The following is a 23,999-nucleotide window of genomic DNA, read 5'->3' as shown; positions in this document are numbered from 1 at the left end:
ACGCGTCGCCGCGCGTCGGCGGCGCCGGACAGAGGAGTCCCATGCCCGAAGCATTGCCGGTCGCCACGATCCGTACGCAGGTCACGGTGCCACTGACGTTTCCCGACGGCTACTCCACGACGGTCCGGGTGTTCTCGTTCAAGGGCCTGGTGGACGGCCGGGAGCACCTCGCACTCGGTCTCGGCGACTGGGCGGGCGCTCTGGACCGGCTCGCCGCCGGGGGAGAGCCCCCGTTGGTCCGCCCGCACAGCGAGTGCCTGACCGGCGACGTGTTCGGCAGCCAACGCTGCGACTGCGGGCCGCAGTTGCGCGAGGCGGTGCAGCGGATCACCGAAGCTGGCGGTTTCCTGCTCTACCTGCGCCAGGAGGGTCGCGGCATCGGCCTGTACGCCAAACTCGACGCGTACGCGTTGCAGGACGCCGGGCTGGACACCTACCAGGCCAACGTGGCGCTGGGCCGGGGCGAGGACGAGCGGGACTACACCGCCGCCGCGCAGATGCTGGCCACGCTGGACGTGCCGCGGATCCGACTGCTCAGCAGCAACCCGGACAAGGCCGAGCAGCTGACGAAGCTGGGCGTGGACGTCGCCGAGCGGGTGCCCACCAGCGTGTTCCTCTCCCCGGCCAACGCCGACTACCTGGCGGCGAAAGCGGCCAAGGCGGCGGAGGCCGAGGCGGCGGAAGCGCTCACGAGTGGCACCTCCGACCGGGCTGGCCCCCGATGAGCTGCCAGCCGGAGCCCTCGCGACCGTACGTGCTGCTCAGCTGCGCGGCCTCGATCGACGGCTACATCGACGACGCCTCCGAGCAACGCCTGCTGCTGTCCAACGACGACGACCTGGACCGGGTCGACGCGGTCCGGGCCAGTTGCGACGCGATCCTGGTCGGCGCCGGCACCGTCCGCCGCGACGACCCGCGGCTGCTGGTGCGCTCGCCGAGTCGGCGGGCGGAGCGGGCCGCGTCCGGCCGACCCGAGTCACCCACCAAGGTCACGCTGACCGCCCAGGGTGATCTCGACCCAACCGCCCGCTTCTTCACCGCCGGTGATTCGACCCGGCTCGTCTACTGCGCCACCGACGCGGTCGAGAAGACCCGGGAGCGCCTCGGTCGCCTGGCCACCGTCATCGACGCGGGCGAGCCGGTCGACCCTGGATGGCTGTTGACCGACCTGGCCGCGCGGGGTGTGCAGCGGCTGATGGTGGAGGGCGGCGGGACGGTGCACGCCCAGTTCCTCGCCGCCGGTCTCGCCGACGAACTGCACCTGGTGGTCGCCCCGTTCTTCGTCGGCGACGGGCGGGCGCCCCGGTTCGTCGGCGAGGGTCGCTTCCCCTGGCACCCGGGCCGCCGCGCCCGGCTGGCCGAGGCCCGCCAGATCGGCGATGTGGTCCTGCTCCGCTACGCCCTCTCCGCGCGCTGCGCCGCCGACTCCTGATCGTCGCGTTGGGCCCGCGCCGCCGCCTGATTGTCGCGCTGCCCGCGCGCCGGAAGGGTATTCGCTGCGAGCGTGATGACTGTGGGGCATCTTGATGCCGCACAGGCATCACCCGCACGCCGGTCATGAGCCGGCGGCTGCTTATTCTGTCGACGGCGACGTCGGTGCCCCGACAGAATCCTCGGATGTCCGTAACGTCCATTGCCCTCCTGCGCTGGCAGTTCGACCTGACGTGGGCGCTGTTCGAGTACCACCTCGAACGACTCGAAGCCGACGACTTCCTCTGGGAGCCGACCCCGCACTGCTGGTCGGTCCGGCGCAGCGCCGACGGCACCTGGACGCCGGACTGGGCCGACGCCGAACCCGACCCGGTCCCGGCGCCGACGATCGGCTGGCTCACGTGGCACATCGGCTGGTGGTGGACCGTGACCATGGATCATCTCCGGGGTGCGCCACCGCGCCAGCGCACGGCCGTGGTCTGGCCCGGCGCGGGTGAGCCGAGCGTCGCGTGGCTGCGTGACCTGCGCACCGAATGGCTGGGCCTGCTCGACCACCTCAGCGACGCCGACCTCGACGGCAACGCGACGTTCCCCTGGCCGGGCGAAACCGACCACACGGTCACGCACACGATCGGCTGGGTCAACGCCGAGCTGATGAAGAACGTCGCGGAGATCGGTCAACTCCGGCTCCTGCGAGCGGCCGACGTGCAAACGACCAACGAGAGGGTCGGTGGATAGGGTGGCCGGCGTGCCGCGACTCGTGCAGATCACCCCGGACAACGTCGAAGCCGCATGCCGGGTGAGTGTGCGGCCGGACCAGGAGAAGTTCTCGTCCCCGGTCGCCTGGTCCCTCGCCGAGGCGTACGCGCAGCGCGAGGTCGCGTGGCCACGTCTGATCGTCGAGGGTGACGAGATCGTCGGCTTCCTGATGGGCTTCTTCGACATCGTGTGGGACCCGGCCCGACCGGACGACCTGCGCTCGGGCCTGTGGCGGCTGAACATCGCCGCCGAGCACCAGGGCCGCGGGTACGGCCGCTTCGCGGTGGACGCCGTGCGTGCGGAGGCTCGCAGACGAGGGCACGACCGCGTCTTCACGACGTGGCATCCGGGGGCGGAAGGCCCGGAGCAGTTCTACCTGAAGCTCGGCTTTCGCCCCACCGGGGAGAGCAGCGACGGGGAGGTCGTCGGCGAACGTTCCACGCACTGAGCGGACGATCCCGACCGTCCCCTGACCGAGTGATCAGCCCGGCGGCGGGGCCTGCGTACGATGCGGGGTCGAGTTCCCCTCGTCGCGGCGGAGGTATCGGGCAGATGGCAGGCCAGCACGAGGGTTTCGCCCTCGGCGTCGACCTTGGTACGTCCAACACCGTCGCAGTGCTGCGCTGGCCCGACGGGCGCACCCGTCCACTGTTGATGGACGGTCAACCGCTCAGCCCTTCCGCCGTGTACGCCGACCCGGACGGCACCCTGCACACCGGGTGGGACGCCCGACGGTTGGCGCAGGCGGATCCGGCCCGGTTCGAGGCGAACCCGAAGCGCCGGGTGGACGAGCCGACCATTGTGCTCGGCGATCGCTCGTACCCGCCGGCCGACCTGCTCGCCGCGGTGCTGGCGTCGGTCGCGCGGGCCGCGGTGGGTACCGTCGGCTTCCTGCCCCCGGCCGTTCTCACCTGCCCGGCCGCCTGGGACGTGACGCGACGGCAGGTGCTCGCCGACGCTCTGCTGCTGGCGGGGTGGCCGCAGGTGGCCGAGCACACCCTGGCCGGGCCGACGCCGCCGGGCACCCGGCTGCTGCGGGAGCCGGTGGCCGCCGCCCGCTACTACACGCAGGTGCTGCATCGTCCGGTGCCGGTCGGCGGCGCGATCGCGGTGTTCGACTTCGGTGGCGGCACGCTCGACGTCGCGGTGCTGCGCAACGAGGGCGCCGACCCGTGGGGTGACTCCGGCTTCAGCGTGGTCGCCGACGGTGGCCTGCCCGACCTGGGCGGTCTGGACCTCGACGCGGCCCTGGTGCGGCGGGTCGGTGAGCTGGTCGGTGAACGGCACGCCGCGCAGTGGGCCCGGTTGACCCGGCCGGCGGACCCGGCGCAGCGCCGCGACCAGGTGCGGTTCTGGGACGAGGTACGGGGTGCGAAGGAGACGTTGTCCCGCTCCACCGTCGCGCCGGTCGCCGTGCCGGGGGTGGCCGATACGGTCCAGCTGACCCGGGCGGACGTCGAGCGGGCGGCCACGCCGTTGCTGCGTCGGGCGGTGGATCGGGCCCGGGAGGTGATCGCCGCGGCCGGTCTCAGCCCCGACCAGCTCGCCGGGCTGTTCCTCGTCGGCGGCTCGTCACGGATCCCGCTGGTGGCCCGGATGCTGCACGCCGAGCTGGGGGTCGCCCCGACCGTGCTGGACCAGCCGGAGCTGCCGGTGGCCGAGGGTGCGCTGACCGACCTGCCGCTGCGCAAGCCGCTGCCCGCCCCGGCGTACGCGGGGCCACCGTCCGCGCCGGGCCCTGTGAGCCCGCCCGCGCCGGGCCCCGTTAGTCCGCCCGCGCCGGCCGGAGCCGCCGCGCCGGTCGTACCGTCGCAGCCGTGGCCGGGGTCGACCCCGCCGGCGGGCCCGCCTCCCGGGCCGGGTTGGGCCGCAGCGGCCCCGACCCTGCCGGCGGGTGGGCCGCGCTGGCGGCGGGCGCGCTGGGTGGTGCTCGGCGCGGTGCTGACCCTGGTCGGGGTGGGCGCCGCGGCGACGATCTACCTGACCCGTGACCGATACCCGGATCTGGAGTTCGGGTCGCTGCGTGAACTGTCCCGGCCCAAGGCCGGGACCGAGCGGCCGGCCGGCATGTGGACGGCGATGCTCGGCGACCGGGCCTACCTCGGGTTCCCGCTGCCGGACGACCGGCTGGAGGTGGTGGCCGTCGACACCGCAACCGGCGACGAGCTGTGGCGTGAGCAGACCGACGCGCGGGCCGACGACTGGGAGGCGATCATCGCCGTCCCGGGGGCGGTCGCGGTCCTCGCCGACGCGTCGGGGGACAGCACCCTCCGCCCGCTGGCCGTGCTCGACGCGCGTACGGGCGCACAGCGTTGGCAGCGGGAGGTCCGTGGTGACGACAACGTCTACTTCGCCGACGACACGGCGGTGCTCGTGGACCGGACCGCGGCCCAACTGGTCGGCCTGCGCCTGAGCAACGGCACCCAGAAGTGGGCCCAGGCCACCCCCCGCGACCAGTTTGACGGCAGCCGCACAGTGGTCCGGCCGGTGGGCACGGCGAAGGCGGCGGGCGGGCCGGCCTTCCTCGACGGCACGCCCCGCAACTCATGGACGGGCAAGGGGCGGCAGCTCATCCAGGTCGGCGCGGACCGGTCGGTGCGGCTGCTCGACATGGCGTCCGGCAAGGTGCTGCGCCGCTGGGGCAGCGTCGCCGACCTGGACGACCTGGTGGTCGCGCACGAGGACCGCCTGTACGTGGCCGGCAACGACGGCGGGTACCAGCTGCTGTCGTACGACCTGGGTTCCGACGCGGCGCCGGTGGTGCTGCACCGGGCGGGCAACGACGACTACCGCCCGAAGGGACTGGTGGCCTGCGGCGAGCGGCGGGCCTGCCTGTTGCAGGTGCCGAACAACGACGCGGCGCGCACCGAGGTGGTGGCGGCGACCGAGGGTGAGCCCGCGATCCGCTGGTCGGCGCCGGGCGTGACCGACCTGGTCCCGTTGGGTGAGCGGCTGCTCGCCCAACGGGAGTACCCGGACCCGACCGTCACCCTCTTCGACGCCTCCGGCAAGCCGGTGCTGTCCGACCGGGGCGGTGTGGCGGTCCGGCTGGACGAGGGCAACCTGCTGGTCTTCGCCAAGGCGCCCAGCGTGGTCGCGGACAACCGCGTACTGGCCGGTGTGTGGGCCGAGTCCGGTGAGGTGGACGAGTTGGGCGAGCTGAAGGACGTCCGCAGCGCGTCCTGTTCCTGGAACACCCACGTGATCGCCTGCGGCGCGGAGAAGGACTTCGTGCTCTACCGCTTCGCCGAAGACTGACCGAACGTCAGGCGCGCACGATGGTCGTGCCGTCGACGCGGACCGGGATCTCCGTCAGGCCCTTCGTGGCGGGGCCGCCCAGTCGGGCACCGTCGCCGACGGAGAAGGTCGAGTTGTGCGCGGGGCAGGTGATCACTCCGTCGCGGGGTGCGCCGACGCGGACGCCCTGGTGCGGGCAGGTCGCGTCGTAGGCCTTGAAGGTGCCGGCCTCCGGCTGGACGACAAGCACGCCCTCGGCGACCGTGCCGCCACCGACCGGAACGTCCCCGGTGCGGGCCAGCACGGTGCCGGCCGCAGCGGACGCCGTACCGCCCGTCGGGCTGTCACCGGCGCCGCAGGCGCTCAGCAGCCCGGCGGCACCGACAGCGCCCGCCCCGGTCAGCAGACCGCGCCGGCTCAGGCACCAGCGGTTGTCGCGCAGGAACTCCTGTCCGTCGTACACCGTCGTCACCTCTCCGTCGGCGGACCGGACCGCCGTCGCCCGGTTGCTCGCCGGTTCAGCCTGCCGCACCCGGCTGAACGCGCGATGCGTCCCCGCTGAGCGGTGGCTGGGTGCGGTTGGTGGTCGAGGAGCCGGCTCGTACGATGCTCCGGTGAATCTTCGGGGTACGGTCCGCGCCGATCGTCCGCTGGTGGTGCTCGCCGTCGGGGAGGAGGCCCGCTACCTGCCGCCCGACCTGCCGGTGCTGCTCACCGGCATGGGCAAGGTGAACGCCGCCAGCGCGGTGGCGGCGGTGCTGGCCGCCGGGCCACGACCGCGCCTGCTGCTCAACCTGGGCACGGCCGGGGCGTTGCGCCCCGGGTGGGCCGGCATCCACGAGGTCGCCACCGTGCTCCAGCACGACCTGGACACCGACCTGCTGCGGACGCTCACCGGCGAGACCTACGGGGCGCCACTGTCGCTGGCCACCGAGGGCGCGGTGCTGGCCACCGGTGACACGTTCGTGGCCGACGACGCCGCCCGGGACCGGTTGGCGCAGCGTGCCGACCTGGTCGACATGGAGGGGTACGCGGTGGCGTGGGCCGCCGCGCAGGCCGGTGTGCCGTGCCGAGTGGTCAAGCAGGTCAGCGACGAGGCGGGGGAGGGCGCGGCCCGGACCTGGAAGGAGTCGGTGGACGCGTGCGCCCGGGACCTCGCCGAGTGGGCCGGCCGACACATCGCCTGACCGGCGAGTGTCATCCGGCGGCCTCTCGTGGTCCGAGCCCCCGCCTGGTCTCCCGGCCGTCGCCGGTGGGGACCAGGACGTGCCCGGCCAGCCCCAGGGCCACGATCGCGGTGACCAGCACCGGTGGCCAGCCGCCGGCCCAGGGCAGCAGCAGCAGCGGCAGCAGTTGCCACATCACTCGCCGCCACGGCACGCGAGCGGACAACAGATAGGTGAACAGTGCCCGGCCGAGCACGAACAACAGCGGTCCGCCGATGATCAGCATCAGCCACCGCACCGGTGTCGTTCCGGTCGGCCGGTCGACGACCAGGTCGAAGGAGGCCGCCGTGACCGCCACGCCGACCAGCAGCACCAGATGGGTGTACGGAGCGATCCTGGTGGACCGGCCGGGCACTGACGCGGCCGCGGTTTCGAGCAACTCGCCGGCCCGATAGACATAGATCTGCCACAGCAGCAGCATGATGACGAACGCGCAGAGCAGGGCGGTGATTCTGAGGCGGTCGAACTCGCTGCGGCTGAGCTCCAGGGTGGGCACCAGGATGATGTCGCCGAGGGCCAGGATGACGAACTGCTGGTACCGCTCGCCCAGGTGCGCGGTGGTCCGGTCGTACTGGTCGAGAGGCACCCGGCCGAGCCGCGGTGTGGGGTAGCGCGCCGCCGCGGAGAGCAGGTCGATGGCGATCGCGATGGTCCAGATCCACCACCGCGCGGTGTCGGCCAGCGCCCCGACGATCCAGAGGACGCCCGACACCAGGAACCAGAACAGGAACCGGGTGGCTCGCGCCATGGCCGAGGGGTGCTGCTGTCGGTACAACGTGCTGACCAGGACGATGCCGCGCACCACGTGGGTGCCGACGTAGGCGAGCGCGAAGGCCATGGCCTGCCCTCCGGCGACCATCGGCAGCGAGGCCGCCATCCCCACCGAGCCGACCATGGCCACCATGAGAATGGCCTGGATGGGGCGCTGCTGCGGGTCGTAGAACTCGGTCGTGGTGGAGGTGACCGACCACGTCCACCAGATCGCCGTCAGCATCAGCAACACCGCACCGCTGCGCGCCCAGGATTCCTGATCGGCGAGGAGCTTCGAGGTCTGCGCGAGCGCGGCCACGAAGACCACGTCGAAGAGCAACTCCAGTAGCGTCGCCCGGGTCGACCCGTCCCGACGGCGTACCAGCGCCGCGGTGCCTCCGGTGGTCATGCCCGGCCTCCCGCCGTGTCTCCGAGGATTATCGGCGGTGTCGGCGCGGCCCGTCCCCGGATCGGCGATTCCCGCGGGTCGGGGAAGAGGACGGCCGAAGGTTGCCACCGCGTCGGACGCCGGGCGATGCTGAACGGCATCCATCTAGCTCGATCTCCGCGGAGGCTTGGATGCGCCGCTCCCCGCTCGTCGCCCTCGTCCTGACCGTCCTCCTGCTCGCCGCACCCGGCGCGGCGCAGGCCGCCGTCCCCGACCGGGCCGCCGCGCCCGCCGCCGACCCGGCGGCCGTGTTGGCCGGGGTACGCACCGCCGGCACCGCCTGGGGCGTCGACCCCGCCACCGGCCGGATGACCCTCACCGCCGACGACACCGTGACCCCCGCCGAGCTGAGGGCGCTGCGGGCAACGGCCGACCGGGCGGGCGCGCTGCTGCGCCGCGAACCCGGAACCCTGCGCACACTGATCGCCGCCGGGCAGGGCATCTACGGCGGTGGCGGCGGTCGCTGCTCGCTCGGCGCGAACGTGCGCAGCGGCAGCACCTACTACGTCATCACCGCCGGGCACTGCACCACCACCGCCAGCACCTGGTACGCCGACAGCGCCCAGACCACAGTGCTGGGCACCCGCGCCGCCACCAGTTTCCCCGGCAACGACTACGGGCTGATCCGCTACACCGGCCGGATCGCGCATCCGAGCGCGGTCTACACCTACCCCGGACTGCTGCCCATCAACGGTCCCGGCAACGCGTACGTCGGTCAGGCGGTGTGTCGCAGCGGTGTGACCACCGGGGTGCGGTGTGGCACCGTCACTGGTCTGAACCAGACCGTCAACTACGCCAACGGGGTGATCTACGGCCTGATCCGCACCAATATCTGCGCCGAGCCGGGGGACAGCGGCGGACCGCTCTACGTGGCCTCCACCGGCGCCATCCTCGGCATCCTCTCGGGCGGCAGCGGCAACTGCACCTCCGGCGGCACCACCTACTACCAGCCGATCGCAGAGGTGCTGGCCGCGTACGGGCTGACGTTGCCGTGACCCTCGGCACCGGGTTGCCCGGCTCACGCGGGACACCATAGGCTCGGCGGCGCCCAGGACTCTCGCCGCGAGGACGTGTGCGCCCATGCCGACCGACCACCGACCTGACCTGGCGTCCGTCCCGGGCGGCCTTGCGCCGGTCGAGGTGGTCGCGGTCGGCGAGACGATGGTGGTGCTCTGCCCCGCGCCGGGTGAGCCGCTGGAGCACGCCGAACGGGTCGCCGTCTCGGTGGGCGGCGCGGAGTCCAACGTGGCCGGTTACCTGGCCCGGCTGGGGCACCGGGCGACCTGGGTGAGCCGGGTCGGCGACGACCCCTTCGGTCGGGCCGTCGTCCGGCACGTCGCCGCCGCCGGCGTCCGGGTCGACCAGGTCGTCGTGGACCCGGCCGCCCCCACCGGCCTGTACGTCAAGGACCCGGGCCCGGAGGGCACCGCTGTGCACTACTACCGGGCCGGGTCGGCGGCCTCCCGGATGGCCACGGAGACGCTGGCCGACCCGGGGCTGGCCGGCGCCCGTGTGCTGCACCTGTCCGGCATCACCCCGGCGCTCTCCGCGTCCTGCCGGGCGTTGGTCGAGCACGCGGTGACCGCCCGCCCGCTGGCGGGGTCGCTGGTCAGCTTCGACGTCAACCACCGGTCCCGGCTGTGGCCTGCCGAGCAGGCCGCGCCGGTGCTGCGTGACCTCGCCAACCGCTGCGACCTGGTCTTCGTGGGCCAGGACGAGGCGGAGACGCTGTGGGGCACCACCGACCCGCTGGCCGTACGCCGGTTGTTGCCCGACCCGGAGACGCTGGTGGTCAAGGACGGCGCGGTCGGTGCCACAGCGATGTGCCGTGACGCCGAGCCGGTCTTCGTGCCCGCTCCCCGGGTGGCCGTGGTGGAGCCGGTCGGCGCCGGCGACGCCTTCGCCGCCGGCTACCTGGCCGGGCTGCTGCGCGACCTGGATCCCGTGCGGCGGTTGCGCCTCGGCCACCTGGTCGCGGCGCAGGCGTTGACCAGCAGCGGCGACAACGCCCCGGTCCCGCCGTGGGCCTGGTTCGAGCGGCTGCTCGCCGCCCCCGACGAGGCCTGGTCGCCGCTCGACCTGACCGGCGCGCCAGCGCGGGTCTGAGTGGTCGGTTTCCGATCGGGCCAGCAGCCAACAGACTCACCGCGATCTCGGATGGAGTGGACCATGAGCACAGCGGATTTCGACCACATCTTCGGCGGCGCCCGGGTGATGGCCATCCTGCGCGGCCTGCCGGTCGCCGAGACGGTCCGGCTCGCCGAGCGGGCCTGGGACCTCGGCATCGACGTGGTGGAGGTTCCGGTGGCCACCCCCGAGGCGGTGCCGGCTCTGCGCGCCGCAGTCCAGGCGGGCACCGAGCGCGGGCGGATCGTCGGCGCGGGCACCGTGCTCGACGTCGAGCAGGTCGCCGCCTCGGCCGACGCGGGTGCCGCGTTCACCGTCGCGCCCGGCCTCGACCTCGCAGTCGCCGACGCCGCCGCCGCGCGTGGTCTGCCGCACCTGCCCGGTGTGGCCACCCCCACCGAGGCCCAGCAGGCGCTGCGGCACGGCCTCACCTGGCTCAAGGCGTTTCCCGCGATCTCTCTCGGGCCCGCCTGGTTCAAGGCCGTCGCCGGTCCGCTGCCGCAGCTGCGGTTCGTCGCGACCGGCGGCCTGGACGCGGGCAACGCCGGCGCGTTCCTGCAAGCCGGCGTACGGGTGGTGGCGGTCGGTTCCGCCCTGTCCGACCCGGAGCAGCTGGACCGGTTGGCCGAGCTGACCACCCTCGGCGTGCCCGCGAGGTGAGCCGGCGATGGCGGGTCTGCGCCATGGCAGCGTTCAGCCGGGCGTCCGGCCTGCGCTGACGCCACCGAGATCGGCCGCTGCCTGGCGCATCCCGGGCAGCGGCCGGTCCGCGTTCCGATCGTGGGCGTCCCGCTCCTCGACGAGCTGATCCCATTCGGTGATCACCGGCAGCAGCTCCCCGGACAGCCAGGCGGCACTCTGGTCGTCGTGGTGTGCGTCGCCGGGCACCCCGCAGGTGCCCAGCGGGACCACCCAACGGCTGTCCTCGCGTCGGGCCAGGTCCCAGACGAAGCGCGCCGTCGGCCCCCGGAAGCACCAGTGGGTGACCCCGGGCACGCTGGAGGTGGCCAGCACACAGTCGTGATCGCCGTCGAGTCGGGGGCCGAGCCCGGCGTCCGGGTCGGGCAACGCCCGCCACGCCGCCAGCCGGTGCAGATCGCCCCAGCGCACCGGGTCTTCCGCCGCGCCAGCGACCTCGTCGGCCGCCGCACGCACCAGCGCGGCCACGTCCACGCCGGGCAGCGGCGCCGCGCCGAGCAGGTGCTCCAGCGCGTAACCGACGCGCGGCGTCAGCGCCAGCCAGGGCGCGAACACCTCCGGGTACGCGGGCGGCTCGGCCAACGCGGCCAGCGCCGGATGGGCGGCGATCCGCCGTACGACAGCGGCCCGCAGGACGGCGAACCGCGCCGCGTCGGTGCTGTCGGCGGCCATCCGCCGGTCCCAGCGTCGCAGCCGTTCACGCAGCGCTGCGGTGGCCGGGTCGAGCCCGGTCAGCCCTTCCAGCACCGCCAGCAGGGGCTCGGCCGAGCCAAGGTACGTGTCGGTGTGGACCTCGGCCAGCCCGTCGGCAGTCCAGTCGTGACCGGCGTCGAGCAGCTCGACGATCCGGTGCGCCCGGTGCGGCGGGGCGAACTCGACCCCGAGCGGTGCCGCCAACCCTCGCTCGTTGGCCATCACCGCCCGGCCGACCACCGTGGCCCGGGGCATCGGCGCATACCAGCCCTGCCAGGCGTGCTCGGCGTCCCACCCGGGGACCACCCGTCGCCCGTTGTCCGGATGCCGCACCGGCACCGCCCCGGCGACCCGGTGCAACAGCCCTCCGGCGGTGTCCGCGGCCTGCACCACGTTGACCGGCTCCACCCAGTGCCGCAGCGCGTGGTCCACATCGGTCACGGTGCGGGCGCGCAGCAACTCCGGCAGCGTCGCGAAGCCCAGCTCCGCGCGGACCCGGGGCGGATAGCGCAGGCTGATGGCCGTCTCGTCGTCCGGCCCGCCGACGATCACCGGACCTCGGTCGGTCTCCACCACCTCGACCTCGACCGGGTCCGCCCCGGCCACCTCGATCGTCTCCAGGTGGGAGTGCGCGGGCCGCCAACCGTCCGGGCCGAACGCCTGCACCTGTCCGCCGTCCCGGCGCAGCCGCTCGGCGTACAGGTCCTGGTAGTCGGCCATCGCGTTGGTGATCGCCCAGGCCACCGCCCCGGTGTGCCCGAAGTGCGCGATGCCCGGCACTCCGGGCACCGCCAGCCCGACCACGTCGTACTCCGGGCAGGCCAGCCGGATCTGCTGGTAGACGCCCGGATCCTCGAAGAACCGGTGCGGATCCCCGGCGAGCAGCGCGGCGCCGGTGCCGGTGCGTTCGGCGGCGAGCAGCCAACCGTTGCTGCCAGCGACGGACGGCCCGTCGGTGGCGAACACGTCCACCGCCTCCGGGCCGAGCCGCTGCGCCACGTGCTCCCGCCAGAGCTTGCCGGGGAAGCCCGCGAACAGGATGTGGTGGCCCAACCAGACCCCGAGCGGCGTCCACGGCTCCCACCGGCCCGGTGTCAGCCCGGTGGCGGCGAACTCCGGCGCGCGGGCCGCCCCGGCGGCGAGACCGTCGTTGACCCCGGCCACGTACGCGCCCACCCACTCGGCGGTCGCCGGGTCGAGCGCCGCGTGGCAGCGGCGTGCGGTGTCGTCGAGCCGGACCTGCCGGGCGAACCGGTCCCAGTCGAGCGCGTCGACGCCGAGGAATGCGGCGCTGGTGCCCTGGGCGCGGTGCCGTTCCACTTCGATCTGCCAGGCCCGGTCGTACGCGGTCACCCGGCCCTGCGCCGCCGCCAACGCGAGCGGGTCGCCGGCCCGCAGGTGCGGCACGCCCCACGGGTCACGGAAACGCCGGGCGCCGCCGCGCCTGCCGGTCTGCTCGCTGGTTCGCTCGCCGCGCTCGCTGCTGTGCTTGCTGGTTCGCTCGCCGCGCTCGCTCACGCCGGCTCCGGGGCGAGGGTGGTGGCACGCCGCCGGGCCGCCGGCACGACCAGCGGGGTGCCGGTCTCCGGGTCGTCGATGACCCGGCAGGGCAGCCCGAACACCTCCGCCACCAGGTCGGCGGTGACCACCGACGACGGTTCCCCGGCGGCCACCACGCGCCCGTCGCGCATGGCGATCAGGTGCGTGGCGTAGCGGGCCGCGTGGTTCAGGTCGTGCAGCACCGCGACCAGCGTGCGCCCCTGCTCCTCGTGCAACCGGGCGCAGAGGTCCAGGATCTCGATCTGGTGGGCGATGTCGAGGTACGTGGTCGGCTCGTCGAGCAGCAGCAGCGGGGTCTGCTGTGCCAGCGCCATGGCGATCCACACCCGCTGGCGTTGCCCGCCGGACAACTCGTCCACCGACCGGTCGGCGAGGTCGTCGACACCGGTCGCGGCCATCGACTCCTCGACCACCCGTTCGTCCTCGCGCGACCACTGCCGCAGCAGCCCCTGGTGGGGGTAGCGACCCCGGGCGACCAACTCGGCGGCGGTGATCCCGTCCGGCGCGATCGACGACTGGGGGAGCAGACCGAGAGTGCGGGCCACCTTGCGGGCCGGCAGGTCGTGGATGTCCCGCCCGTCGAGCAGCACGGTGCCGGCGGTCGGGCGCAGCATCCGGGACAGCGCGCGCAGCAGCGTCGACTTGCCGCACGCGTTCGGCCCGATGATCACCGTGAACGAGTTGTCGGGTACCGCGACGGTCAGGTTCTCGGTGATGGTGCGCTGGTCGTAGGCGAGGGTCAGCGCGGTGCCGCCGAGCCGGGAACTGCCGGGGTGCATGGGTGCTCCTTCGAGGGCGTCGCGGGTGTTCACAGCCGGCCCGCCCGGCGTTCCATCGCCAGCAGCCAGACCAGATAGCCGCCGCCGATCACTCCGGTCACCACACCGACCGGAAGCTGGTGCCCGGGAAACGCGCGCTGGGCCACCAGGTCGGCGCCGACCAGCAGCGCCGCACCGACGGCCATCGACGGCAGCAGGTTCGGGCCGGGCGCCCGGGTCAGCCGCTTCGTCACGTGCGGCGCGACCAGCGCCACGAACGACACCGGCCCGGCGGCGGCCGCCGCGAACGAGACCAGCAGCACCGCCGCCGCGAGCAGCACCAGGCGCAGCCGGCGCACCGGCACGCCCAGGGCACTGGCCGTGTCGTCCCCCAGCTCCATCATCCGCAGCGCCGTGCCGCATCCGATGAGCACCACGGGCGCCAACACGACCAGGACGACGAGCAGCGGCCCGGCGTTGGCCCAGCCACGCCCGTCCAGGCTGCCGGTGAGCCAGAGCACCGCGCGAGCGGCGTCCATCAGCGGCGCCCGGGTCAGCAGGTAGCCGTTGACGCCGGTCAGGATCGCGGAAATGCCGATGCCGACCAGGATGAGTCGGAACCCGTGCACCCCGCGTCGCCAGGCGAGCGCGTAGATCACCAGGCCGGTGGCGAGGCCACCGACGACCGCGGCGCCGGCCAGCGCCAGGCTGCTGCCACCGAGCACGATCACGACCAGCGCGCCGGCCGACGCGCCCTGGGTGAAGCCGAGGATGTCCGGGCTGCCCAGCGGGTTACGGACCAGCGACTGGAACACCGTGCCGGCCAGCGACAGCGCCGCCCCGACCAGCAGGGCGGTGACCAGTCGGGGCAGTCGCAGCTCGTGCACGATGAACTGCTCCGCCGGCGTGCCGCCGCCGACGAGGGTGCGCAGCACGTCGGTCGGGCCCATCGGATAGTCACCACTGCCCAGGGCGACCAGGCCCAACCCGGCCGCGAGCACTGCCGCGCCGAGACCGATGGCCATCGCGCGGGGACGGAACCGCACCGACAACCCACCGGGCGTACGAAGAACGGTCACGCCATCACTCCGCTTCGTTGCGCGATGGCGCGACGCGCCACAGTGCTGAGCCTGCTGGTTCGCTCGCTGCGCTCGCTCACGGGTGGGCCACCTTCGCGCGGGTGACCAGCCACAGGAAGAGCGGGCCGCCCAGCACGGCGGTCACCATGCCGACCTGGAGTTCTCCGGGTCGGCCCAGCACCCGACCGAGCACGTCGGCGCCGAGCAGCAGGGCGGGCGCGAGCACCGCGCAGTACGGCAGAAGCCAGCGCAGGTCCGGGCCGGTCAGGGCGCGTACCAGGTGGGGCACCAGCAGCCCGACGAAGACGATCGGGCCGCAGGCGGCGGTCGCGGCGCCGCAGAGCAGCGTGACCGCCACGATCACGGCGGCGCGGATCAGCCCGGGTCGGGCACCCAGGGCCCGTGCGGCGTCGTCGCCGAGCGCGAGGGCGTTCAGCGGTCGGGCGGCGCCGAGCGCGACCAGGAGGCCGACCAGGATGAACGGCAGCACCCGGGTCACCGTCGCGGAGTCCGCGCTGGCCAGCGAACCGACCGTCCAGAACCGCAGGCGGTCCAGCGAGGCCGTGTCCAGCAGCATCACCGCGCTCACGTACGAGTAGAGGGTGGCGTTGAGGGCCGCGCCGGCCAGCGCGAGGCGGGCCGGGGTGGCGCCACGCCCGCCGCCGACGGCGTAGACGAGTGCGGTCACCACCGCCGCGCCGAACAGCGCGAACCAGACGTACCCGCCGATGGCGGTAACGCCCAGGAACGCGGCGGCGGTGGCGACGGCCGCGGACGCGCCGGCGTTGATGCCGAGCAGCCCGGGGTCGGCGAGGGGGTTGCGGGTGAGGGCCTGCATGACCGCGCCGGCCACGCCGAGCGCGGCGCCGGCAAGCAGCCCGAGCAGGGTACGCGGCAGGCGCATCCGGTGCACCACGGCGTACTCGGTGGCGTCGCGGTGCAGCAACCCGGACCAGACGTCGGCGAGCGGTAGGGATTTCGCTCCGACCGCGATGCTGAGCACCACGATCACCCCGAGCAGCGCCACGGCGGCGACCAGGCCGGCGGCGCGGGCCGTCCGCGCACCGCGCCGAGCCGGGGGCCCGGCCGATTTCCTGTCCGTCACCGACGGTGTCGCCTCGGTGACGGTAGCTGTGGCGTCCAGTGTGGGCTCCGGAGTTGTGGTGGCACGGCGAACCGCTGTTGACAATGACCGAGGTTAGGCTAACCTAACCCCGCTACCCTGGTCGAGCCCGGCCAGACCCTTGATCGAAAGACAACACCATGACCGATGCCCTGTCCGCACGTCGCCTCTCCCGCCGTGGCCTGCTGGCCGCCGGTGGTGCCGCCACGCTGGCCACCCTGCTCGCCGCCTGCGGCAAGGACGACACCGCGAAGCCTGCCGCCGGCAACGGAAGTGGTCCCTGGTCGTTCACCGACGACCGCGGTACGAAGGTCGATGCCGCAGCCCGCCCAACCCGTGTCGTGGCCTTCACCGGCGTGGCGGCGGCACTGATCGATTTCGGTCTCGACAAGCAGCTCGTCGGAGTGTTCGGTGAAACCAAGCGGGCCGACGGCAGTGCCGACCCCCAGGCCGGCGACCTGAACGTCGAGAGCGTCGAGATCCTCGGCAACGTCTGGGGCGAGTTCAGCCTGGAGAAGTACGCGGCGCTGCGCCCCGAGCTGCTGGTCACCCACATGTACGACCCGGACGCCCTCTGGTACGTGCCGGACGAGAGCAAGAGCAAGATCCTCCCGCTCGCGCCCAGTGTGGCGATCACCACCGCCCGGGTGCCGATGACCAAGCCGATCGAGCGCTACGCCGCGCTGGCCGAGTCGCTCGGCGCGGACCTGTCCGCGAAGAAGGTCACCGACGCGAAGACCCGCTTCGACGCCGCCGCCGAGGCGGTCCGGCAGGCGGTCAAGGCCAACCCCGGCATCAAGGTGATGGCCTGCTCCGGCAGCCCCGACCTGTTCTACGTCTCCAACCCGAAGGTCAGCACCGACCTGATGTACTTCGCCGAGCTGGGCGTCGACATCGTGGTGCCCAACAAGCTCGAATCCGGCGACTACTTCGAGGCGCTGAGCTGGGAGAACACCGGCAAGTTCCCGGCCGACCTGATCCTGCTGGACAACCGGAGCACCGCCCTCCAGCCCAAGGACCTCGCCGCCAAGCCGACCTGGCAGCAACTGCCGGCGGTCAAGGCCAACCAGGTCACCGCCTGGGACGCGGTGCCCCGCTTCTCGTACGCCGGCTCCGCGCCGCTGCTGGAAAACCTCGCCACCGCCATCCGGAACGCGAAGAAGGTCAGCTGACGCCATGAGTACGAGCACCGTCGAACCGATCGCCCTCCAGTACCGCTTCTTCGCCGCGCACGTCGTACGGGCCCGTCGGGTCGGCGCCTCGCTGGTGCGGGTGACCGTCGGCGGTGCGGACCTGACGGCGAGCGCGGCTTCGACCGTCGGCGGGTGACCTTCGCCGGCTACTGGCGCTGGGGGCTCCCGGAAGAGGACCTGCGCGCCGAGGCGCTGGTCGGCGCCACGGCCTGAGTGGCGAACCCATCAGAAAGGCAGCACCACCCCGAGGCGCACCGCCGCGCCGGGGGGAGGTTCCGGCTGCCCCTCGTCCAGAACGTGGAAGGACTTCGAGTGACCGTGCCGACGTACCCCGTCGAGAACACCGCGCCGTCACCGGCGCCCGCCGCCGCGCGGGCCCAACTGTTGCACGACGGCTCGGTCGAGCAGTACCGGCGGGCGATCGCCGACGGCGTCGACCGCGTCGCCCGTCGGGTGGCCACCGTGGACCGTCCCGTCACCGGGATCACGCCTGCCGAGCTGGCCCCCCTGGTCGACCGGGTGGACCTGGACCGGCCGTTGGGCGACGCCGGCGCCGCGCTGGACGAGCTGGAGGACGTCTACCTGCGCGACGCCGTCTGGTTCCACCACCCCCGCTACCTCGCCCACCTCAACTGCCCGGTGGCCATCCCGGCGCTGCTCGGCGAGGCGGTGCTCACCGCCGTGAACTCGTCCCTGGACACCTGGGACCAGAGCGCCGGGGCGACCCTCATCGAGCGGCGCCTGATCGACTGGACCGCCGAGCGGATCGGCCTCGGCCCCAGCGCGGACGGCGTCTTCACCAGCGGCGGCAGCCAGTCCAACCTCCAGGCGCTGCTGCTGGCCCGCGAGGAGGCGTGCGTCGACGCGGTCGGCCCGGCGGCCCGCGCGGAGCTGCTGCCCCGACTGCGGGTGCTCACCTCTGCGGCCGGTCACTTCAGCGTGCAGAAGTCGGCCAAACTGCTCGGCCTCGCCCCGGACGCCGTGATCGCCGTGCCCACCGACGCCCGGCGACGGATCCGGGCGTCCGCCGTCCGCGAGGAGATCGAGCGCTGCCGGCAGGCCGGGCTGGTGGTCATGGCCGTCGTCGCCACCGCCGGCACCACCGACTTCGGCTCCATCGACCCGTTGACGGAGCTCGCCGGGATCTGCGCGGCGACCGGTGTCTGGCTGCACGTGGACGCCGCGTACGGCTGCGGTCTGCTGATCTCGCCGACGCGCCGACACCTGCTCGACGGCATCGAACGGGCCGACTCGGTGACAGTCGACTTCCACAAGTCGTTCTTCCAGCCGGTCAGCTCCAGCGCGCTGCTGGTCCGCGACCGCGGGGTGCTGCGACACGCCACCTACCACGCCGACTACCTCAACCCGGCCCGGATGGTGGAGCAGCGCATCCCCAACCAGGTCGACAAGAGCCTGCAGACCACCCGCCGCTTCGACGCGCTGAAGCTCTGGCTGACACTGCGGGTGATGGGCCCGCACGCGCTCGGCGCGCTCTTCGACGAGGTGGTCGACCGGGCCGCCGACGCCTGGCAGTTGGTCAGCGAAGACCCCCGCTTCGAGGTGGTGACCCGCTCCGAGCTGAGCACCGTGGTCTTCCGCTACCTGCCCACCGGCCCCGGCCGGGACCTGGCCGACGCGGCCAACCTGCACGCCCGGGAGGCCCTCGCGGCGTCCGGCCTCGCCGTGGTCGCCGGGACCCGGGTCGACGGCCGGCACTTCTTGAAGTTCACCCTGCTCAACCCGGCGACCACAGTCGAAGACGTCGGTTACGTCCTCGACCTGATCGCCACCCACGCCGGCCGCTACGTGCACGACCACGTCACCGCCGACCTGACCTGCCACGTCGGCTGATGCCGATCGACCTGCCCAGTCGGCTGACGCCGATGAAATCCAATCTGGGCCTGGAGGGCCGGATGTCCACCCACGACTTCATCGCCATCGGGCTGGGCCCGTACAACCTGGGCCTGGCCTGCCTCACGGCGCCGATCGACGAGCTGGACGGGGTGTTCCTGGAGGCCCGCCCGAGCCTCGCCTGGCACCCCGGCATGCTGCTGGAGTCGGCGCGGCTGCAGACCCCGTTCATCGCCGACCTGGTCAGCCTCGCCGACCCGACATCGCCGTACTCCTTCCTCAACTACCTCAAGGAGATCGGCCGGCTCTACCCGTTCTACATCCGGGAGAGCTTCTACCCGCTGCGCAGCGAGTACGACGCGTACTGCCGGTGGGCGGCGGCGAAGCTGCCGAACGTGCGCTTCGGTCAGACCGTGACCACTGTGGAGTACGACGCCGCCGACGACCGGTACGTGGTGCGGGCCAGCACCGGCACCGGAGAGACCGTCGAGTACGCGGCCCGGCACCTGGTGCTCGGCACCGGCACCCCGCCGTACCTGCCCGACGCCGTGGCCGCGCTGCCCGGGGACGCCGTGCACAACTCCCGTTACCTGGAGCACCGGGCGGCGCTGCGCACCAAGCGCAGCATCACAGTCGTGGGCAGCGGGCAGAGCGCCGCCGAGATCTACCACGACCTGCTCGGTGACATCGACCGGTACGGCTACCAGCTCAACTGGGTGACCCGTTCGCCGCGGTTCTTCCCGCTCGAATACACCAAGCTGACGCTGGAGATGACCTCACCGGACTACGTGGACTACTTCCACGCGCTGCCCGAGGCGACCCGCTACCGGCTGGAGACCGAGCAGAAGGGCCTGTTCAAGGGGATCAACGCGGATCTGATCAACGAGATCTTCGACCTGCTGTACGCGCACACCGTCGACGGACCGGTGAACACCCGTCTGCTCACCAACACCGAGCTGGTCGGGGCCGACCACCAGGACGGGGTGTACACGCTCGGACTGCGTCAGGTGGAGCAGGAGCGGGACTTCACAGTGCGTACCGAGGGGTTGGTGCTGGCGACCGGCTACCACTACCGGGTGCCGGAGTTCCTCGCGCCGGTGCGTGACCGGATCCGCTGGGACGGGCACGGCCGGTTCGACGTGGCCCGCAACTACAGCATCGACCACAGCGGGCGGGGCATCTTCCTGCAGAACGCGGGCACCCACACGCACAGCATCACCTCACCGGACCTGGGCATGGGCCCCTACCGCAACTCCTGGATCATCCGTGAGCTGCTCGGCCGGGAGTACTACCCGATCGAGAAGAGCATCACCTTCCAGGAGTTCGGGGTGACGTCGTGAGCGTCGTCTTCGCCCGCTCCGACGATCGGCTCGGCGAGTTCGCCCTGCGTACGCTCGACCTGGACACCGACGCCGCGCTGCTGTACACCTGGGTGACCCACCCGAAGGCGGCGTTCTGGCTGATGCAGGACGCCGACCTGGCCCGGGTGACCGAGGAGTACCAGCGGATCGCCGAACACCCGCACCACGACGCGTACCTCGGGTTGTGGCGGGGGAGTCCCGCCTTCCTCGCCGAGCGCTACGACCCGGCCCACGTCGAGCTGGCCGGCCTCTACGACCACCAACCCGGTGACGTGGGCATGCACTTCCTCTGCGCGCCCGTCGGCACTCCGGTGCACGGCTTCACCCGGGCGGTCCTCGGCACTGTCATGGCGTGGCTCTTCGACGACCCCACGACCAGACGGGTGGTGGTCGAGCCGGACGTCCGCAACACGGCCGTGCACGCGCTGAACGCCGCCGTCGGCTTCGAGGTCGTCGGCCCGATCGCCAAGCCCGAGAAGGACGCGCTGCTCAGCGTCTGCACCCGAGCCCAGTTCCAGGCCGTCGATCTCGCCGCCGCAGACCGCCCCGCCGACGCTGACCGCGCTGCCGCCGCCCGAACCGAAGGAGCCCCGGCGTGACCGCCACCGCCGTTCCCACCCAGACGTCAGCCGCCGCCGGGCACGCCGCTTCCGGTGACCCGGTCGGGCACCTCACCCCGCAGCGCTGGGCCCGGGCCAACCGGCTGCTGGTCCGCAAGGCGCTCGCCGAGTTCACCCACGAACGACTGCTCGCACCGGAGCCGGTGCCGGGCCCCGACGACCGGCAGTTCTACGAGGTCCGCAGCGACGACGGCACTGTCACCTACCGCTTCGCCGCGCGGGTGCTCGCCCTGGCGCACTGGCAGATCGACGCCGACAGCATCACCCGGCACCGCGACGGCACGCCGCTGCCACCCGACGCGGTGGATTTCATCGTCGAGCTGCGCGGCACCCTCGGGCTCTCCGCGCGGGTGCTCCCGGTCTACCTGGAGGAGATCACCTCGACGCTGGCGGGCACCGCGTACAAGCTGGCCAAGGCCGCGTCGAGCGCCGCCGAGCTGGCCACTGCGGACTTCCAGACCATCGAGACGTCGATGACCGAGGGCCACCCCTGCTTCGTGGCCAACAACGGCCGCCTCGGCTTCGGCGTCGACGAGTACCACCGCTACGCCCCGGAGACCGCCGAGGCGGTACGCCTGGAGTGGCTCGCCGCGCACCGGGACCACTCGACGTTCAGCAGCGCCGCCGACCTCGACTACGAGGCGCTGATCGAGAGCGAGCTGGACGCGCAGACCCGGGCCCGGTTCGCGGCCACGATGGCCGACCTGGGCCTCGACCTCGCCGACTACCATCTGATCCCCGCGCACCCGTGGCAGTGGTGGAACAAGCTGGCGGTCACCTTCGCCGGGGAGCTGGCCGAACGTCGGCTGGTGCACCTCGGCCCCGGGCCGGACGCGTACCTCGCCCAGCAGTCCATCCGCACCTTCTTCAACGTGAGCGAGCCGAGCCGGCACTACGTGAAGACGGCGCTGTCGGTGCTGAACATGGGCTTCATGCGGGGGTTGTCGGCCGCGTACATGGCGGCCACCCCGGCGATCAACGACTGGCTGGCCGACCTGATCGCGCGCGACGAGGTGCTGACCGGCACCGGCCTGACCGTGATCCGGGAACGGGCCGCTGTGGGTTACCGGCACCGGCAGTACGAGGCGGCGACCGACCGCACCTCCCCGTACCGGAAGATGTTGGCCGCCCTGTGGCGCGAGAGCCCGGTGCCCGACCTGGCGCCGGGGCAGCGACTGTCCACCATGGCCGCGCTGCTGCACGTGGACAACGACGGCGGCTCGCTGGCGGCGGCGCTGATCGCCCGGTCCGGGTTGGCGCCCGAGGTCTGGCTGCGTCGCTACCTGGACGCCTACCTGACCCCGCTGCTGCACAGCTTCTACGCCCACGACCTGGCGTTCATGCCGCACGGCGAGAACGTCATCCTGGTCCTCGACGAGCACGACACGGTCGAGCGGGTGATCTTCAAGGACATCGCCGAGGAGATCGCGGTGATGAGCGCCGACGTCGAGCTGCCCGCCGAGGTGGAGCGGATCCGGGTCGACGTGCCCGACGACACCAAGCTGCTGACCATCTTCACCGACGTGGTGGACTGCTTCCTGCGTCACCTCAACGCGGTCCTGGTCGAGGCCGGCGTGCTCGCCGAGGACGACTTCTGGCGTACGGTCGCGGCCTGCGCGACCGACTACTTCGACCGGGTGCCGCACCTGGCCGAGCGGGTCCGCCACTACGACCTGTTCGCCCCGGAGTTCACGTTGTCCTGCCTCAACCGGCTCCAGCTACGCAACAACCAGCAGATGATCGATCTGGCCGACCCGTCGGCGGCTCTCCAGTTCATCGGCACCCTCGTCAACCCGATGGCGGCCCACGCACCGACCCGCTGACCGTGGACTCTCAGCGGGTCGGCTCCGCCGTGCCGGCCCGCTGAAACGCGTGGGCCAGCTCGGCCAGGTCGAAGCCCTCGAAGTGCTGGAGGAACCGGCGGCGTACGGCGGCCAGGTGACTGGGCCAGGACTCCTGGAGGCGGGCGAAGCCGGCGTCGGTGAGGACGGCGTTCCAGCCGCGGGCGTCCTCCTCGCACCGTTCGCGCTTGACCAGGCCCTGCGTCTCCAACCGGATGATCGTGCGGGTCATGCCGCTGAGCGAGAGATGGCACAGCGCCGCGAGCTCGTGCATGCGCATCCGCCGGTCCGGTGCCTCCGACAGGTTCATCAGGGCGGTGTACTCGGTGAGCGGTAACTGACGGTCACCGACCATGTCTGCGTCGATCGCACGGGGCAACACGTGCATCACCTGGCCCAGAGCGCGGACCAGGGCCTCCTCGTCAAGGTTGAGAGGTTGCGGCGTCGGCGTGGAGGGGTTGGACATCCTCATATCATACTTGTTTGACGGAGCAAATGCTTACCCTCCGTGTGACTACGACCATAACGAGAGTATTTGCTTGACCAATCAAGCACCGGTTAGCGTTCTGGCCGTCAGGCAAGGACCTCTGGAAGGGCACCACACATGACCAGGATCGGGATCATCCTCGGAAGCACCCGTCCGGGGCGTAACGGGGAAGCCGTCGCCCGCTGGGTGCTGGAGATCGCCAAGCAGCGCTCCGACGCGGAGTACGAGCTGATCGACCTGCTCGACTACCAGCTGCCGCACCTCGACGAGGCGTACCCGCCCTCGATGGGTCAGTACTCCCAGCCGCACACGCTGCGTTGGGCCGAGACGATCGCCTCGTACGACGGGTTCATCATCGTCACCCCCGAGTACAACCACTCCACCTCGGGCGCCCTGAAGAACGCGATCGACTTCCTCTACGCCGAGTGGAACAACAAGGCCGTCGGCTTCGTCAGCTACGGCTCGGTCGGCGGGGCGCGCGCCGTGGAGCACCTGCGTCTGATCTCCGGTGAGCTCCAGATGGCCGACGTGCGTTCGCAGGTCGCGCTGTCGCTCTTCACCGACTTCGAGAACTTCAGCACCTTCAAGCCCAACCAGTTCCAGCAGGACGCGCTGACCACCACGCTCGACCAGGTGGTCGCCTGGAGCGGCGCGCTCGCTCCGCTGCGCAAGGGCTGACCGTTTCGGGCTTTCCGGCGGCGGCCGCGGGATCCTTCCCGCGGCCGCCGCCGTGCCCGCATGTGCGGGCCAACCGGA

Annotated in this window: 23 protein-coding genes; 16 read left to right on the top strand and 7 right to left on the bottom strand. The window is 72.6% G+C overall.

Annotated elements, in window-relative coordinates:
* The first annotated feature begins 41 nt into the window (after positions 1-41).
* The 5 genes from CLT68_RS23960 (at position 42) to CLT68_RS23940 (ending at position 5,448) form a co-directional block, all read left to right on the top strand.
* Positions 42-725 carry a GTP cyclohydrolase II gene (locus CLT68_RS23960; RefSeq protein WP_088948534.1) on the top strand — a complete coding sequence of 228 codons (684 nt, stop codon included), beginning with the start codon at positions 42-44 and terminating at the stop codon, positions 723-725.
* On the top strand, positions 722-1,432 hold the full coding sequence (locus CLT68_RS23955) for a RibD family protein (RefSeq protein ID WP_088948533.1): 711 nt from the start codon (positions 722-724) through the stop codon (positions 1,430-1,432). The genes CLT68_RS23960 and CLT68_RS23955 overlap by 4 nt, the downstream gene beginning before the upstream one ends.
* A 185-nt stretch (positions 1,433-1,617) precedes the next feature.
* Positions 1,618-2,169: a DinB family protein gene (locus CLT68_RS23950; protein ID WP_099854204.1), complete on the top strand. Its 552-nt coding sequence runs from the start codon at positions 1,618-1,620 to the stop codon at positions 2,167-2,169.
* A gap of 10 nt (positions 2,170-2,179) precedes the next feature.
* On the top strand, positions 2,180-2,638 hold the full coding sequence (locus CLT68_RS23945) for a GNAT family N-acetyltransferase (protein ID WP_099857555.1): 459 nt from the start codon (positions 2,180-2,182) through the stop codon (positions 2,636-2,638).
* A gap of 104 nt (positions 2,639-2,742) precedes the next feature.
* A complete protein-coding gene (locus tag CLT68_RS23940) occupies positions 2,743-5,448 on the top strand; it encodes an Hsp70 family protein (RefSeq protein ID WP_099854203.1) in 2,706 nt (901 codons plus the stop codon).
* A 7-nt stretch (positions 5,449-5,455) separates the two neighbouring features.
* Here CLT68_RS23940 and CLT68_RS23935 read toward each other — a convergent pair whose 3' ends face one another.
* Entirely contained in the window at positions 5,456-5,890 is a 435-nt protein-coding gene (locus CLT68_RS23935; protein ID WP_486482292.1) for a Rieske (2Fe-2S) protein, read from the bottom strand.
* Between the two features lie 151 nt (positions 5,891-6,041).
* On the opposite strand from CLT68_RS23935, the gene CLT68_RS23930 reads away from it, so the two are divergent.
* Positions 6,042-6,614 carry a nucleosidase gene (locus CLT68_RS23930; protein ID WP_099854201.1) on the top strand — a complete coding sequence of 191 codons (573 nt, stop codon included), beginning with the start codon at positions 6,042-6,044 and terminating at the stop codon, positions 6,612-6,614.
* 10 nt (positions 6,615-6,624) lie between these two features.
* Here the strand turns inward: CLT68_RS23930 and CLT68_RS23925 are convergent, their stop codons facing one another.
* Complete coding sequence (locus CLT68_RS23925) at positions 6,625-7,812, bottom strand: low temperature requirement protein A (RefSeq protein ID WP_158240918.1); 1,188 nt, start codon at positions 7,810-7,812, stop codon at positions 6,625-6,627.
* A 170-nt stretch (positions 7,813-7,982) separates the two neighbouring features.
* Between CLT68_RS23925 and CLT68_RS23920 the strand changes: the two genes are divergently transcribed.
* From CLT68_RS23920 to CLT68_RS23910, 3 genes are all read left to right on the top strand, one after another.
* Positions 7,983-8,846, top strand: coding sequence for a trypsin-like serine protease (locus tag CLT68_RS23920; protein WP_099854197.1), 864 nt, complete (start codon positions 7,983-7,985; stop codon positions 8,844-8,846).
* Positions 8,847-8,931: 85 nt separating this feature from the next.
* A complete protein-coding gene (locus CLT68_RS23915) occupies positions 8,932-9,957 on the top strand; it encodes a sugar kinase (RefSeq protein ID WP_099854196.1) in 1,026 nt (341 codons plus the stop codon).
* 63 nt (positions 9,958-10,020) lie between these two features.
* Complete coding sequence (locus CLT68_RS23910; RefSeq protein WP_099854194.1) at positions 10,021-10,638, top strand: bifunctional 4-hydroxy-2-oxoglutarate aldolase/2-dehydro-3-deoxy-phosphogluconate aldolase; 618 nt, start codon at positions 10,021-10,023, stop codon at positions 10,636-10,638.
* A gap of 33 nt (positions 10,639-10,671) precedes the next feature.
* On the opposite strand, the gene CLT68_RS23905 is transcribed toward CLT68_RS23910, so the two are convergent.
* From CLT68_RS23905 to CLT68_RS23890, 4 genes are all read right to left on the bottom strand, one after another.
* Positions 10,672-12,888: a penicillin acylase family protein gene (locus CLT68_RS23905; protein WP_099854193.1), complete on the bottom strand. Its 2,217-nt coding sequence runs from the start codon at positions 12,886-12,888 to the stop codon at positions 10,672-10,674.
* Positions 12,885-13,709, bottom strand: a complete 825-nt coding sequence (locus CLT68_RS23900) for an ABC transporter ATP-binding protein (RefSeq protein ID WP_099854191.1) — start codon at positions 13,707-13,709, stop codon at positions 12,885-12,887. The genes CLT68_RS23905 and CLT68_RS23900 overlap by 4 nt, the downstream gene beginning before the upstream one ends.
* Before the next feature lie 29 nt (positions 13,710-13,738).
* On the bottom strand, positions 13,739-14,767 hold the full coding sequence (locus CLT68_RS23895) for a FecCD family ABC transporter permease (RefSeq protein ID WP_099854189.1): 1,029 nt from the start codon (positions 14,765-14,767) through the stop codon (positions 13,739-13,741).
* Positions 14,768-14,843: 76 nt separating this feature from the next.
* The gene (locus tag CLT68_RS23890) at positions 14,844-15,794 is read right to left on the bottom strand and encodes a FecCD family ABC transporter permease (RefSeq protein ID WP_088948522.1); all 951 of its coding nucleotides are present in this window, start codon (positions 15,792-15,794) and stop codon (positions 14,844-14,846) included.
* A gap of 236 nt (positions 15,795-16,030) precedes the next feature.
* Between CLT68_RS23890 and CLT68_RS23885 the strand changes: the two genes are divergently transcribed.
* The 6 genes from CLT68_RS23885 to CLT68_RS23855 all read left to right on the top strand — a co-directional run bounded on the left by CLT68_RS23885 (position 16,031) and on the right by CLT68_RS23855 (position 22,738).
* Complete coding sequence (locus tag CLT68_RS23885) at positions 16,031-17,062, top strand: ABC transporter substrate-binding protein (protein WP_099854187.1); 1,032 nt, start codon at positions 16,031-16,033, stop codon at positions 17,060-17,062.
* 4 nt (positions 17,063-17,066) lie between these two features.
* On the top strand, positions 17,067-17,219 hold the full coding sequence (locus tag CLT68_RS23880; RefSeq protein WP_199177132.1) for a hypothetical protein: 153 nt from the start codon (positions 17,067-17,069) through the stop codon (positions 17,217-17,219).
* Between the two features lie 176 nt (positions 17,220-17,395).
* Positions 17,396-18,934, top strand: a complete 1,539-nt coding sequence (locus CLT68_RS23870) for a pyridoxal phosphate-dependent decarboxylase family protein (RefSeq protein WP_099854185.1) — start codon at positions 17,396-17,398, stop codon at positions 18,932-18,934.
* Between the two features lie 62 nt (positions 18,935-18,996).
* A complete protein-coding gene (locus CLT68_RS23865; RefSeq protein WP_099857551.1) occupies positions 18,997-20,274 on the top strand; it encodes a lysine N(6)-hydroxylase/L-ornithine N(5)-oxygenase family protein in 1,278 nt (425 codons plus the stop codon).
* A complete protein-coding gene (locus CLT68_RS23860; protein ID WP_099854183.1) occupies positions 20,271-20,894 on the top strand; it encodes a GNAT family N-acetyltransferase in 624 nt (207 codons plus the stop codon). The genes CLT68_RS23865 and CLT68_RS23860 overlap by 4 nt, the downstream gene beginning before the upstream one ends.
* A complete protein-coding gene (locus tag CLT68_RS23855; RefSeq protein ID WP_099854181.1) occupies positions 20,891-22,738 on the top strand; it encodes an IucA/IucC family protein in 1,848 nt (615 codons plus the stop codon). The genes CLT68_RS23860 and CLT68_RS23855 overlap by 4 nt, the downstream gene beginning before the upstream one ends.
* Before the next feature lie 10 nt (positions 22,739-22,748).
* Here CLT68_RS23855 and CLT68_RS23850 read toward each other — a convergent pair whose 3' ends face one another.
* On the bottom strand, positions 22,749-23,222 hold the full coding sequence (locus CLT68_RS23850) for a MarR family transcriptional regulator (protein ID WP_099854179.1): 474 nt from the start codon (positions 23,220-23,222) through the stop codon (positions 22,749-22,751).
* Between the two features lie 138 nt (positions 23,223-23,360).
* Here CLT68_RS23850 and CLT68_RS23845 point away from each other — a divergent pair, with 138 nt between their 5' ends.
* Positions 23,361-23,921 carry an NADPH-dependent FMN reductase gene (locus tag CLT68_RS23845; protein WP_099854177.1) on the top strand — a complete coding sequence of 187 codons (561 nt, stop codon included), beginning with the start codon at positions 23,361-23,363 and terminating at the stop codon, positions 23,919-23,921.
* Positions 23,922-23,999 lie beyond the last annotated feature (78 nt).

The organism is Micromonospora sp. CNZ299, from assembly GCF_002754415.1.
This window is presented reverse-complemented; position numbering and strand designations above follow the sequence as displayed.

What these genes read in the sequence shown, in the direction of transcription:
- CLT68_RS23900 (WP_099854191.1), bottom strand. Translation starts at nt 13,709, where the DNA reads ATGCACCCCGGCAGTTCCCGGCTCGGCGGCACCGCGCTGACCCTCGCC.
- CLT68_RS23910 (WP_099854194.1), top strand. Translation starts at nt 10,021, where the DNA reads ATGAGCACAGCGGATTTCGACCACATCTTCGGCGGCGCCCGGGTGATG.
- CLT68_RS23865 (WP_099857551.1), top strand. Translation starts at nt 18,997, where the DNA reads ATGTCCACCCACGACTTCATCGCCATCGGGCTGGGCCCGTACAACCTG.
- CLT68_RS23850 (WP_099854179.1), bottom strand. Translation starts at nt 23,222, where the DNA reads ATGTCCAACCCCTCCACGCCGACGCCGCAACCTCTCAACCTTGACGAG.
- CLT68_RS23960 (WP_088948534.1), top strand. Translation starts at nt 42, where the DNA reads ATGCCCGAAGCATTGCCGGTCGCCACGATCCGTACGCAGGTCACGGTG.
- CLT68_RS23915 (WP_099854196.1), top strand. Translation starts at nt 8,932, where the DNA reads ATGCCGACCGACCACCGACCTGACCTGGCGTCCGTCCCGGGCGGCCTT.
- CLT68_RS23940 (WP_099854203.1), top strand. Translation starts at nt 2,743, where the DNA reads ATGGCAGGCCAGCACGAGGGTTTCGCCCTCGGCGTCGACCTTGGTACG.
- CLT68_RS23880 (WP_199177132.1), top strand. Translation starts at nt 17,067, where the DNA reads ATGAGTACGAGCACCGTCGAACCGATCGCCCTCCAGTACCGCTTCTTC.
- CLT68_RS23920 (WP_099854197.1), top strand. Translation starts at nt 7,983, where the DNA reads ATGCGCCGCTCCCCGCTCGTCGCCCTCGTCCTGACCGTCCTCCTGCTC.
- CLT68_RS23950 (WP_099854204.1), top strand. Translation starts at nt 1,618, where the DNA reads ATGTCCGTAACGTCCATTGCCCTCCTGCGCTGGCAGTTCGACCTGACG.
- CLT68_RS23885 (WP_099854187.1), top strand. Translation starts at nt 16,031, where the DNA reads ATGACCGATGCCCTGTCCGCACGTCGCCTCTCCCGCCGTGGCCTGCTG.
- CLT68_RS23925 (WP_158240918.1), bottom strand. Translation starts at nt 7,812, where the DNA reads ATGACCACCGGAGGCACCGCGGCGCTGGTACGCCGTCGGGACGGGTCG.
- CLT68_RS23845 (WP_099854177.1), top strand. Translation starts at nt 23,361, where the DNA reads ATGACCAGGATCGGGATCATCCTCGGAAGCACCCGTCCGGGGCGTAAC.
- CLT68_RS23955 (WP_088948533.1), top strand. Translation starts at nt 722, where the DNA reads ATGAGCTGCCAGCCGGAGCCCTCGCGACCGTACGTGCTGCTCAGCTGC.